The organism is Anabaena sphaerica FACHB-251 (assembly GCF_014696825.1).
GTDB lineage: Bacteria > Cyanobacteriota > Cyanobacteriia > Cyanobacteriales > Nostocaceae > RDYJ01.
Window position 1 is genome coordinate 15,187 of the sequence record NZ_JACJQU010000027.1, and the last position, 13,183, is coordinate 28,369.

Below are 13,183 nucleotides of genomic sequence, written 5' to 3' on the forward strand. Positions count from 1 at the left end.
GCTATAAATAGAAATGAAGATTTATGTAGTTTTTATTCAAAAATTATGATTTTACTAAAATTTTTAATTTAGCAAAATTTTTCTTCTCAAAACAAAGTTTTTTATTTTCTAAGTATACTTCCTAGATTAGAGACAATAATTAAAAGTGGATTTTGCGAATTTATACTGAAACATTTTCAGCTAATCCATCTGCTTATTGACTAGCTAAGTTGACACACAAAGTTAAATTTTACACAATCATGTCTATAATTCGCTCACCATTCAACTCTCAAAATACCTTGAGCAAATCCGTCTCTATACCTATCGAGGTGCTTGAGTCGATCTAATTTTAGTTTTTTGAAGTGATTGATACGAATTTTGCATTTTATTTATATTAGTAATACTTATAACTAGCCTGCTTAGGCTATTTAATCTATTTGTAATAAAATCACCTACTGCTCTTTCGCAAAATTAGAAGATCCACTACAATTAAGATACCATAAATTGAGGTATCTTAAATATGCCTAAACCTGAAATATACATCACTTTTAGACTAACCCAGCCAGAGAAAGATTTGCTCCGGGAGTATTGTGAACAAACGGGTAGAAATCAAACAGATGTGTTGCGAGAATTGATACGGGGATTAAAACGTCGAATCAAAAGAACAAATGAAGAGGTTTAAAAGCTGATTAATATTACTATATAATGATTGGTAAACCTTTCTGCTTTCACACATGGGATTGGTAACAATGCAAGTAGTTTTTAACTCTAATTTGAATTATCAATTTTTTAGTTTCTATTTTCCAACGGCTCACCCTGGCTAAACAATCAATTAACAATCAGGGTATACTATGAAGCAATGATAGTTACAACTAAAACGTAACATAATAAATTTCCTGTTCCAATTCAGCTTTCGTAAATTCTAAATCCTACTATAGCAAATAAAGTTATGTCAGCCCACAACCCAAATGCTGAAGAGACAATTGATTTGATGATTGGTGTTAACAACCAAGAAACATACCATGTACAAACAAACTCTTCACCTGTAGTTAGTCTGGCTACCAGAAAAGGAACTATTTCTCAGTTTCTTGCTCCCTTAACGCAAGATACTTTTAAAGAGGTGGTTCGGGAAGTTGAGCATAAATTACGGATTGTTAATGAAACCTTGTCAATGTTGGATTATCAAGGTTTTGAAACAATTCTCCAGGAAATGCTGCATTCGATTACTCTGAAAACAGGGGAATTACTAGGAGCAGATCGGACAACCATATTTTTGTTAGATGAAGAAAAGCAAGAACTCTGGTCTATTTTAGCTGAGGGGGAAGGTAAGCGGCCATTAGAAATTCGGATTCCTGCTGATAAAGGTATTGCAGGTGAAGTTGCGACTTTGAGGCAAGTAATCAATATTCCTTTTGATTTTTATAAGGATGGACGGTCGAAATTTGCTCAAGAACAAGACAAAAGAAATGGCTACCGTACCTACACAATGTTGGCTTTACCGCTATTAAATGAAAATGAAGAATTAGTAGCGGTAGTTCAATTATTAAATAAATTAAAATATCTACATAATCCCGATGATCCCCTGGCAGAACGCATTGATACCAAGGGGTTTACGAGTGCTGATGAAAAATTATTCCAGGATTTTGCTCCTTCAATTCGCCTGATTTTAGAATCGTCTCGATCCTTTTATATTGCCACCCAAAAACAACGGGCCGCAGCAGCTTTGATGAAAGCAATTAAGTCTCTTAGTCAAAGTAGTCTGGATTTAGAAGATACCCTAAAACGGGTAATGGACGAAGCGAAGGTATTGATGAATGCTGATCGCAGTACCCTGTGGTTAATAGATCATGATCGCCATGACTTATGGACAAAAATTACTCAAGATAATGGCACAACTAAAGAATTAAGAGTACCCTTAGGTAAAGGCTTTGCGGGGATAGTTGGTGTATCTGGGAAAACGTTAAATATTCCCTGTGATTTATATGAGCATCCAGATTCACAAACTGCTCAAAAAATGGATCAAGAAAATGGCTATCGCACTTGTAGTTTGTTGTGTATGCCAGTATTTAACAGTGATCAAGATTTGATTGGTGTCACGCAATTAGTTAATAAAAAGAAAGTAGGAGATTTTCCACCTTATAATCCTGACCTTTGGCCTCAACCTCCTGAATGCTTCCAAGCTAGTTTTGATAGCAATGATGAAATGTTTATGGAAGCTTTTAATATTCAAGCTGGGGTGGCTTTACAAAATGCCCAATTGTTTGCCAAAGTCAAACAACAAGAACAAATGCAGCGGGACATTTTGCGAAGTCTTTCTAATGGTGTAATTTCTTCCAATAAAGCTGGATATATTATCACCGCTAATGAAAGTGCTAAACGGTTGCTAGGGTATTCTCCAGAAGCACGTTTAGAAGGGCAACTGGTTAGTAATGTTGTCAATATCAAAGAGGGAGATTTTAGCAAGTGGTTTGCAGATGCTTTAGCGGCAAAGGATCTCAAAGATACCCAGCAATACTATCCAGATCGGACACTCCTCACTACAACCCAAGAACAGCACAGCGTTAATTTATCACTCAACACCATTGCTGATGCTGGGGACGACAATAAGGTGTGTGGCGCATTGGTGGTAATGGATGATATCAGCGATGAGAAGCGTCTGAAAAGCACTATGTACCGTTACATGACTCAGGAGTTGGCAGAAGAATTACTCAAATTAGATGATGCTAAACTAGGAGGCGATCGCAAAGAAGTTACTATTTTATTCTCAGATATTCGTGGCTATACCACTCTCACAGAAAATATGCAAGCTGAACAAGTAGTGGGTATGCTCAACGAATATTTTGAATCAATGGTAGAAGCCGTCTTTAAACATAAAGGCACTCTTGATAAATATATCGGTGATGCTATTATGGCTGTCTTTGGTTCTCCCCTACCCTTGGCAGAACACGCACGCATGGCAGTAGAAACTTCTCTAGAAATGCGCCATCGGTTAATCGAATTAAATGAACGTCGTGAAGCCGCTAATGAAGCAAGAATCAAAATTGGCATCGGCATTAATTCTGATATCGTCATTAGTGGCAATATCGGCTCTAGTAAGCGGATGGAATTTACTGCTATTGGTGATGGTGTTAACCTTGGTTCCCGATTAGAAAGTGTAAGTAAACAGTATGGTTGCGATATTATTATCAGCGACAATACATATAAATTCTGTCACGATAATATTTGGGCTAGGGAACTTGATTTCATTCGTGTCAAAGGCAGAAATGAGCCTGTATCCATCTATGAATTAATCGGGTTGCGTTCTGATCCCATTAGTGATACCAAGCAAGAATTAATAGAGCATTATCATAAAGGACGTGAATATTATCTCAAACGTCAGTTCGCACTTGCTCAAACTGAGTTTGTTAAAGCTTTAACTGCTGATAATAATGACAAAGCCTCTATGTTATATCTAGGTCGTTGTCAGCATTGGTTACAATCACCCCCATCAGATGTAACTTGGGATGATGGTGTTTGGACATTTAATGAAAAATAAGCTTTGTTGACTGGGATAAATGCCCCATCTGTATGGTGTGCTATGGCTTTTTGCCTGACGCACCATAGAAAAATTGATGAATTAATTAAATAAATAGCCCGATTACTTACCGAATTAATTTCCAAAATTTAGCCATACTAGACTTAATCTTACCTTTGATTAGCCTAAGTTTGGACTTTTTAATTGTTCTTAGCATTTTGTAATTAAACTTAAAATTTTAAGATAAATAACTTCAAAAATGATCTTAAAAATGTTGCATATAGTCTAGTTTGTAACAGTTAATTGCTATTTGTTGTCAAAGTCTTTCTTTGAGTTAGAAACTAGGAATACAACAAAGCAATTATTCTTATGAACGCTATTTCTAACTTTGAATTTAAACGGTCAACTTGGCAAACCGCCATGATGTTGACTTTGGGCTTTTGGCTCAGTGCCAGCCTGGTTTTAGATTGGGTAATTATGCCTAGTCTTTACGTTTCTGGCATGATGAATGAAACGAGTTTTACTACAGCAGGATATGCGATTTTTTGGAATTTTAATCGCTTAGAATTACTATCTGCGGCTGTAATCTTGACTGCTGTGCTGGCTATGGGTAAAGCTAAATCTAATTGGCGTTTGGGCAGTATATTTTTATCTTGCCTTCTGCTAACAGCAGCTTTATTAGACACTTATTTTTTAACCCCGCAAATGTGCGCTGTGGGAAGCAATTTAAGTTTATTTGCGGCCGCAAGTGCAGTTCCCGAAACCATGAATTTACTACATGGTAGTTATTTTCTACTGGAAGTATTGAAATTGGTAGCAGGGGGTATGCTTTTAAATTGGTGCTGGCGGGAAGCTTGAACTAGAGGAGCAGAGGAGCCGGGGAGAAATTACTTCTTCTTCTGACTCCTGATAGCACAGCGTGGCGTTAGCCATACTCCTAATCGGTTTCACTTTTAGGTAAAAGTAAACGGATAGCCAAAACAGCAAATCCCACAGCAGCCATCGCTTTTAAGATGCGAGTAGGAAACAATTCCGCTACTGCTCCCCCGGCTAATGCGCCTAACAAACTCGTTAATACTAACGCTCCTGCTGTACCAAAAAAAACAGCCTTTCGAGATTGACCCTGACCAGAAAGAGCGATCGCTGCTAACTGACTTTTGTCACCTAATTCGGAAAGAAAAACTGTCACAAAGCTCAACCCTAAAAGATTCCAGTCCATTTTATTTATGCGACTAATGACTAATGACCAATAATTACATCCCAAAACAGCATTACAGAAATCAACAGCAACATTACCCCTGCTGATTTTTCTACAGTTTTGGGACTAAGTTTACTCGCTATAAAGCCACCAAGCAGCACACCTAATAAACTGGTAGTGACTAATGCCGTTCCCGAACCCAAGAATACTACCCAAGGTGCATGAGATTCCGCACTCATTAACAACGTAGATAGTTGAGTTTTATCACCAATTTCCGCCAGAAAGATGGTGATGAAGGTAGTCCCAAATACCATAAATAGGGATTCTTGCGGTTTGCGATTCTCCTTAACTAGAGGCTGAAGTGAATAGCTTTCAGTTTCCGATAGCTGAGAAATGGCAACAGGTGCAGTATCAAGTTTCACAAGTGTTAGTTTTGTCTCTAAGTTGTTTTCATATTCTTTTCATTTTCTCATAATGTTGTCATAAATGGCAACAAGATTTCTCAAAAACCCACAGCTTGATCAAAACGGATAATTTCCAAACTGCGATCGCCGTAAACACACTCTATTTGCTGACGACAGCAGTCAATAGCAAAATCGTTTAATTCTTCCGGTTCAATCCCAAACATATCTTGAAACGTCTCTGCTTCCACCCGACAGAAACGCGGACGACTAGCATAGATACTACATTCTTTTGTTTGGTGGTCAAAATTCACACACCATCCATCCTCACCTACCATACTCAGGTAAAGTCCCAATTCCTCTGGTGAAAGATAATCTTCTAAGTCGGGACGATCAGTAGGATCAAGATGACAGCACGCTCCACACTGCTTTATACATTGCCAAGTAGCCATAATTTACATCTGGGAATAGGGGACTCTTTACTGGGGACTGGGTAAAAGGCAAGAGCTTATCCTCCCCATCTCACCTAGTTTTACATTTTTATGTATTTTTCTATAATTTTGTTAAGTAACTTAAAACTCGTTGCCCCTATCCAGATATGATCTATTGCGGGCTTTGCACTTGAGTTATTTAATTTTTTAAAACCTTTTGGAGGAAAAATGGAAGCTTTAGCCAATATTAATTGGGAAGTTGTGTTTCAATTAACCTGTGTAGCATTGATTGTACTTGCAGGACCAGCAGTAATTTTTGTACTCGCGTTTCGTAACGGCAACCTGTAAAGTGGGTAATTGGTAATGGGTGATGGGTAATGGGTATAGTTTTTGCCAATTATCAATCACCAATTACCCATTTGTGACAGGTTCCAGTATTCCTGCCACTTTTCCCTTTACCCCATTTGTTTCTGCATCTCGCTGTTTAAACTCATCCAATAATCTAAAAAATATTCAAATCCCGCTTTTTCATCTTAACAATAAAGCATAATTATTTTTGCTCAAGAAGTCACATTTGTGATTCTTAACTAAATGAAAGTTCATATCCCCGAATTATTCTAAAATTCGGGGATATTGTGATCGCTAATTAATTAAACAAGAAATTAGCACCAAACAGGTTGACATTCACGTCAGCACTAGTAAGCCCAGATGTACCTGATAAAGTAGCTAATAACGCACCAGTTCCAAAACCTGTATTATCAGCAATACCATCTCCGACTCGCAGTTGTGTACTTATACCTGATGTTAACACATCAATATTAATGATACCTTCCACAGTAATAGAATCAAAATCCAGTTGATAATCGGTAATGGTGTTTGCACTAGCAGGAATTTCTCCTGTAGTAATCCAGAATTTGTCCGCACCAGCACCACCGGCTATCAGGTTTTCACCACCGGATTGAACGAAGAAGGTGTCATCACCATCACCACCCAAAGCGCGATCGCCTGTACCAAGGAAGAAAATATCATTACCTGCCCCACCAGACATCCGGTTTTCACCTTGACCATCGGTAGCGTCAAAGACATCATTTCCTGAACCACCAAAGGCACGATCACTTTGACTAACGTAAATCCTATCATTTCCCGAACCCAGAGAAACACGGCTGTTCTCAGGTTGACCGCTGAAAGCCAAATCAACCTCATCAGCACCAGCACCTGTAAAGAGGATTTGATTTGGTGCAGAGATAATGAGATCATCACCGTTTGAACCAAATGTAATAGTAGGACTGGGAGGTTGGATACTGGATAGCATCAGAGTATAATCGCCCTCACTTCCAGCCGCAGCACCACTACCAGTAATTGGGTCATAGTTGCCGGCATCAGGACTATAACCATTTACCCCAATATAATACTCGTTGCCATTCGTAACTTGTACTTCTAAATAACTGCCCAGAGTCTCATCATTTTCATCGTCGTTGAAGGCAATTTCATTACCATCAGCATCAAAGAAACGCAAGAAAGTGTCAGCACTAAATGGTTGGGAAGTATTGGTGCTAATTCCAACTTTACCACTGAAATTGGCAACGAAGCGGTAAATATCAATGTCACTAGCTCCAATCACAAAGTCGTTATCGCTGCCAATATTGGCAAAAACTGGTGAGTCAATAGTTACTGGTTGGTTCTGAACCAGGGAATAATTAATAGCATCATTTGATAATGTGCCGATAACTTCATTGGTGGATAGTAAGCGACTGTTGAAAATGTACTCACCTGTGTCCCCTGGTGAACCACTGCCAAGCATGAAGGGATCAAAATTGCTGTTACCGTATCCTGAAACAGCGACAAAGTAATCTGTATTAGCTGTAATTTGGTATAACAGCACAGGGTCTACACCGTTCGTATCATCATTTTCAGCTAGTAAATTACCCTGGGCATCAAAGATGGAAAGAACCGTATCAACTGGAGTTGTAATCTCAGTATTTTCGTAGGAATCAATGTCAATTTCTAAAATTCCAGCAGTAGCAGAACGAATTTTTACAAAGTCTATATCGAGGTCGCCGACTTGGAAAGACTCACCCGTTTGCGGGTCGGTATCATCGCCAATAATCCCTGGTTGACCTGTTATAGGCAGAGAAATATCAGAGACCGCTTGAGCAATACTGCCATTGCGATCATTATTAGCAAAACGCACAATCAAATCATACAAACCGCCAGTTCCAGCAGTAGAGCGGTTACTCAAGTCTTGGGTATTGTAATCCTGATTAGCAAAATCAGATACTCCAATGTAGTAAACTTCTCCTCTGTTGACACCTCCGGCAATAAAGCTATCTGTAGTGTGTCCATTAAAGACGGCTCTATCAGTAGGATGTTCAAACACTAAACCAGGATACAGTTGATCAGTGAACTCTGTATCTGCATTAGCATCAAAAGATAAGTCATCATTGCTAATAACGGGTTCACCATCTTCCAATAAGACTTGATTACCATCCTCATCAAACACCCGCAGGTAAGAATTTACATACTCTGTCTCAAAGGGGGTGTCAATATCAATGTAGAGCGTCCCATTATCAGGAACAATCACCCTGAATAAATCTACATCTCCAGTCCCTACAAACTGATCATAGTCAGTACCAATGAAGCCTTCTTTTAAATCAAAAGGATCTACATCTGTTCCCAGACTGATATCCACTGCATTTGCCAGCAAGCCATTCAAATCTGTGTTGGTGAGGCCAAACTGAAGGGAATAATTGCCTGTTGCTGCTGTTACACCACTACTGGCTACATTGGGGTCGTAATTTCGGTTGTTGTTGCCACTAACTCCTGCATAGTAAATGCCAGGATTTAGGGAAACTTCCAAACGAGAAAAATCTCCTATACCCCCGTTATCATCAAAAGCTAGTTCAGTTCCTGATGAATTAAACAGTCGCAGCAACGTATCAAAATCATTGGCATTATTAGGATGAGAACCTACTTGAATATTTACAGTTCCCGCAACAGCGACTTCAAAGCGGAATATGTCTACATCTTTATTGCCAACTTGAGTTGTTCCAGCATCTGTCCCAATAGACTCAAGGATCACATCCACAGGAGAGCCATCTATGGTCGTTGGTACAAGGTAAGCCCCGGCAATCGTTCCGTTGGGATCTCCCGCTCCACCACCAGGGGGTGGAGGTGCAATTTGCTGAGATCGCTGTTTAATTTCCGTAATTGCTTTATAAATGTTCAGACGACGATAGGAAGTATTAGTGTTAGTAACATTATCGTTTTCGTCATCACCATCAAAAATCACATCCCCTGTGGAGCGCATAATCGCCACAATTTCAGCCGGAGATAAAAGGCGACCACTGAACTGACGAGCCGCTTCTTGCATTAAAGCAACAGCACCAGCAACATGAGGAGATGCCATGCTAGTTCCTGGCCATTGCTCAAATCCTCCCTTTGGCACAGCACTTTTGATCATCGCTCCTGGAGCAAAGAGTGTGTCATAGGTGTCATTGGGATCATCAAGACGCTGGCTAAATACGGTAATACGGTCAGCACCAGGATTTTGTTGTGCGGCTTCACCACCTCCTGGAACATACCTTCCTAGAGATTGATCGTCCTGCCAAATTGCACCAACATTGATAGTGCTGGATATGCCTGGAAATGCTACACCAGGGATCTGTTTTTTAGCATAATCATTCCCAGCAGCACTAACAATAGTCACTCCTACATCTTCTAGTCTGTTGATAATGTCGTTTATCTCAGTGAGAATACCACCTTGAGATTCGACTTGAGAGTTATTTATCCGAAAGCTTCCTTCTCCTAAAGACATATTCACCGCAATAATATTGTATTCATTGCGGTTGTCTAGAACCCATTGGAGAACATTTCTCAAGCTAATCCAAGGACCTATACCACGCAAGCCAATTAGACCAACATCAGGTGCAACCCCAATATTTGGATCTCTAGCACCCACTGTCCCCGCTACGTGAGTTCCATGAGATTTGGAGTCTTTTGATTCACTTGCGGTAGTGATAATGGGGGGGGTGTTACCACCATCAACAAAATCAGCGAATAATTTAAAATTCGGGCTAATTTGGGGATGACTGCCATCCAACCCTGTATCTATTACCGCTACTGTAAAACCGCTACCATCAATACCAGCAAATTGTGGATCGTTGCGTAGCTGAGTTAGTCCAATTAAATCAAATGCTGGGTTAGCTCCTACAGATGTACTCATAATTTCCCTAAGTGATGTCGTGAAAATACTTTCACAGGAATTACGCAGGTTTCACTCCAAGAGGAGTTTAATATGAAACTTGCATAAGTCTTGCTAAATATATACACATACCATTTTTTGTATAAATTCACTCAGTAAAATTATTAACTTATCATTATTTTTTTCTTTGGTTGAATTATTGAATTATTGATTTATTTATTTTATGTTACAAACTATAGACTATTACACAAGGTAATACTGTTCGGTTAACGAGATTTAAACCTTTTCGATCCCCCTTACTTCCCCTTCAAAAGGGGGAAATATGACCATTCCTAGCCCTCCTTGTCAAGGGGAGGATCAAAACCTTAACCGAAAAGTATTGTTACACAAGGCACTTTGGACATTTCAAGATTTGAGATTAGCGATCACTTCGCCCAAGGGAGACATCAACTGTCAACCTTCATATTGGTATAAATAAACTCGTTAATGGTATATATAAATCAGATAGGGTAGCATTCAGCAAGACCTAATTACTTATCACTAACAAAGCCTGAATAGCAGCTTGAATAATGCCATCATATTGAGGTAGAGATAAATCAACGTGTTTGGCATCTTCACGACTTATACCTAACAAACCAAGTTTATTTTCTGGTTGCATGACTAAAACTTTACCTTCACTATTTTTAATTCTTAATTCTGCACCTACACCATTTTGATAAATTCCACAGGTGTATGGACGCTGTTTGTATTCAAAGGTGGTACGTTTAAATGGGTTTGGTGTGGTAAATAATTTTTCCACCTGTTGAGGAAGTCTGACACCGACTAACTCCATTTCAATGTTATTATTACCATTAAAGTTATTTTCCCGGAGTTTGTAAGCAATATCGACTCGTGATGGTAGGGGGAAATAATCACGCCAACGCCAAGCTATAGCTTTAATTTCATATTTTTGATTATCTATAGTTTGGGCTAGAGTTAATTTAATGTGACCTTTACCAACAATTTGCTGTTGAATGACTTGCGCGTTAGCAGTCCAGAATATCGGATCGGGGTTGTCAATACCGCAAGGATGGAGAACATTTAACTGTTGATATAAATCTTGATTGATTTGATTTATATTTGCTTGAGCATCAATTTTTAGTAGGGGTTTGAGGTGTTGAAGTTGTAAACACTGATTTGCAAACTCAGATAAACGCGATCGCAAAGCTAGTAAATTATCTGCTGGTAAAGAAAATCCTCCTGCGGCTTTATGTCCTCCGTATTTACCGAGCAAATCATCAGCATATTCTAAAGCTTCAAAAACGTGAAATTCAGGTATTCCCCGCGCAGAACCGCGAATAATGCCTTCATTTTCATAAGTGCCAATAAACACAGGAACGCCATAACGTTCTACCAAACGAGAAGCGACAATACCAATGACACCATGATGCCAATTATCTTTGATAACGACTAGAACGCGGTCTTTGTGGAGATAATTTACATATAAATCTTCAACGAGTGCGATCGCTTCCTGTTCAATTTCCTCGCACATTTTTTGACGTTCAGCGTTAATTTGTTCACACTGCATTGCTCTTTCTAAAGCAATTCCCACATCATCCGTTGTTAACAATTCTATCACTGTTTGCGGGTTGCCAATTCTCCCGATGGCATTAATTCTCGGTCCTAAACGAAAACCAATATCTTCCGGTTTTAAAGATTTAGAATTTTTGCTTCCCTCTGCTCCTCTGCTCCCCTGCTCCCCTGCTTCTGTTGCTTGAACTCCAGCGACTTGAATTAAAGCTTGAACACCTGGTAAAGTTGATTTAGGTAATAACTTTAAACCCCGTTTTACCCAACGACGATTTACACCAGTTAAAGGAGCTAAATCGGCAATAGTTCCTAATGTAAATAAAGCTAACATTGGCTGAACTAAACCTTTCAATTCTCCCAATTGTTGAGCTAAAGATACTGCTAAAATATAAGCCACACCCACACCAGCAACACCCCGATAAGGTGAAGATTCAGCTATTAGTTTGGGGTTAAGAATTGCATTAGCTGGGGGTAATTTTTGGGGGATGTCATGATGATCGGTGATAATAACTTTTAAACCTAATTCTCTCGCTCTAGCGATAGGTTCAAAAGCAGAAATACCATTATCTACAGTCAGAATTAAACCTATACCTTCGCTGTGAAATTCTTCCACAATGCGTTTATTAATTCCATAACCTTCGTGCATTCGACTGGGGATAGCATAATCAACATTTGCACCCAAAGCGCGGAGACTTCTTAATAATAATGCAGTGCTAGTCATTCCATCTGCGTCGTAGTCACCACAGATAGCAATTTTCTCTTGATTTGCGATCGCATTTTCCAATAATTCTACACTTACTGCTAAATCTGGAAAATCTTCTAGGGGAGAAGGTAAATTTAAAGTTTCTGGACTTATAAATTTTTGTGCTGCTTCTGGTGTTTCCATCCCCCGATTAATCAACAACTGGCTGATAATAGGGGATAGATTAGTTAAATTTGCCAGTTTCTGAGCTAATTCAGCATTATCTGGCGCAATTTGCCAACGTTGATTAGGTAAACGTTTGGGGGGTTTGTCATTAGTCATTGGTGATTGGGTGATTAATTAATTTCATCTGTCACTTACTATAAAATAAAAATACATCAAGCTGAGGTAAATTTTATGGCAACCCAAATCAGTGAAAAAAAATCTTCTACTGAAATGGTGATCACTTGGGAAGCCTTACCCGATGATTTTCAGTTAGAGGATGAACCGGTGGAAAATACAGGACAGCCAATTTTAGCAGGTGCATTGCGAGAAAGTTTAGAAATTGTGGGTTTTATTCAACCCCAGATGTTAATAGCTTCTAATTTTGGTTTATGTGCCACATTAAACGGTCAGTTTATTGCTAAAGCACCTGATTGGTTGTTTGTACCTTCAGTTAAAGAAATTGTACCAGAACGCAAAAGTTATACACCTAATTTACAAGGGGATATTCCCGCTATAGTCATAGAATTTTTATCTGATACTGAAGGTGGGGAATATTCAATTAAACCTACATATCCCCCAGGAAAATGGTTTTTTTATGAGCGAATTTTGCAAGTTCCTATTTATGTAATTTTTGATCCCAACGGAGGTTTATTAGAATTTTATCAATTAGAAAATGGGCGCTATGAATTAAAACAACCCAATGAAAATGGACTACATTGGATTAATTCAATGGGTTTATTTTTAGGAACTTGGCAAGGGGAAAAGGAAGGTAGAAATGGTTATTGGTTAAGGTGGTGGGATGAAGCCAGTAATTTATTACCTTGGTCTGTAGAATTGATTTCTCAAGAACGTCAAAGGGCGGAACAAGAACGACAAGAAAAAGAACGACTGAGAGAGTATTTAATATCTCAAGGTATAGATCCTGATAACTTACCATAAATCAATGATTTAGATCCATGATTGAAGAAGTCGGGGATTTTGTT

Annotated in this window: 9 protein-coding genes; 4 read left to right on the forward strand and 5 right to left on the reverse strand. The window is 38.9% G+C overall.

The genetic code is table 11. The features are described from left to right. The first annotated feature begins 928 nt into the window (after positions 1-928). Positions 929-3,514 carry a GAF domain-containing protein gene (locus H6G06_RS24995; protein WP_190564764.1) on the forward strand — a complete coding sequence of 862 codons (2,586 nt, stop codon included), beginning with the start codon at positions 929-931 and terminating at the stop codon, positions 3,512-3,514. Positions 3,515-3,862: 348 nt separating this feature from the next. After that, positions 3,863-4,351, forward strand: coding sequence for a hypothetical protein (locus tag H6G06_RS25000; RefSeq protein ID WP_190564765.1), 489 nt, complete (start codon positions 3,863-3,865; stop codon positions 4,349-4,351). A gap of 79 nt (positions 4,352-4,430) precedes the next feature. Here the strand turns inward: H6G06_RS25000 and H6G06_RS25005 are convergent, their stop codons facing one another. From H6G06_RS25005 to H6G06_RS25015, 3 genes are all read right to left on the reverse strand, one after another. Next, a complete protein-coding gene (locus H6G06_RS25005) occupies positions 4,431-4,712 on the reverse strand; it encodes a TMEM165/GDT1 family protein (protein WP_190564766.1) in 282 nt (93 codons plus the stop codon). Positions 4,713-4,732: 20 nt separating this feature from the next. Next, positions 4,733-5,113: a TMEM165/GDT1 family protein gene (locus H6G06_RS25010; RefSeq protein WP_190564767.1), complete on the reverse strand. Its 381-nt coding sequence runs from the start codon at positions 5,111-5,113 to the stop codon at positions 4,733-4,735. A gap of 80 nt (positions 5,114-5,193) precedes the next feature. Continuing rightward, a complete protein-coding gene (locus tag H6G06_RS25015) occupies positions 5,194-5,544 on the reverse strand; it encodes a YkgJ family cysteine cluster protein (RefSeq protein ID WP_190564768.1) in 351 nt (116 codons plus the stop codon). A gap of 207 nt (positions 5,545-5,751) precedes the next feature. On the opposite strand from H6G06_RS25015, the gene psb30 reads away from it, so the two are divergent. Then, entirely contained in the window at positions 5,752-5,871 is a 120-nt protein-coding gene (gene psb30, locus H6G06_RS25020; RefSeq protein WP_190564769.1) for a photosystem II reaction center protein Ycf12/Psb30, read from the forward strand. Positions 5,872-6,169: 298 nt separating this feature from the next. Here the strand turns inward: psb30 and H6G06_RS25025 are convergent, their stop codons facing one another. After that, positions 6,170-9,745: a S8 family serine peptidase gene (locus H6G06_RS25025; protein WP_190564770.1), complete on the reverse strand. Its 3,576-nt coding sequence runs from the start codon at positions 9,743-9,745 to the stop codon at positions 6,170-6,172. Between the two features lie 505 nt (positions 9,746-10,250). Then, on the reverse strand, positions 10,251-12,317 hold the full coding sequence (recJ, locus tag H6G06_RS25030; protein WP_190564771.1) for a single-stranded-DNA-specific exonuclease RecJ: 2,067 nt from the start codon (positions 12,315-12,317) through the stop codon (positions 10,251-10,253). A 75-nt stretch (positions 12,318-12,392) separates the two neighbouring features. On the opposite strand from recJ, the gene H6G06_RS25035 reads away from it, so the two are divergent. Continuing rightward, positions 12,393-13,139, forward strand: a complete 747-nt coding sequence (locus H6G06_RS25035; protein ID WP_190564772.1) for a Uma2 family endonuclease — start codon at positions 12,393-12,395, stop codon at positions 13,137-13,139. The last annotated feature ends 44 nt before the right edge of the window (positions 13,140-13,183 follow it).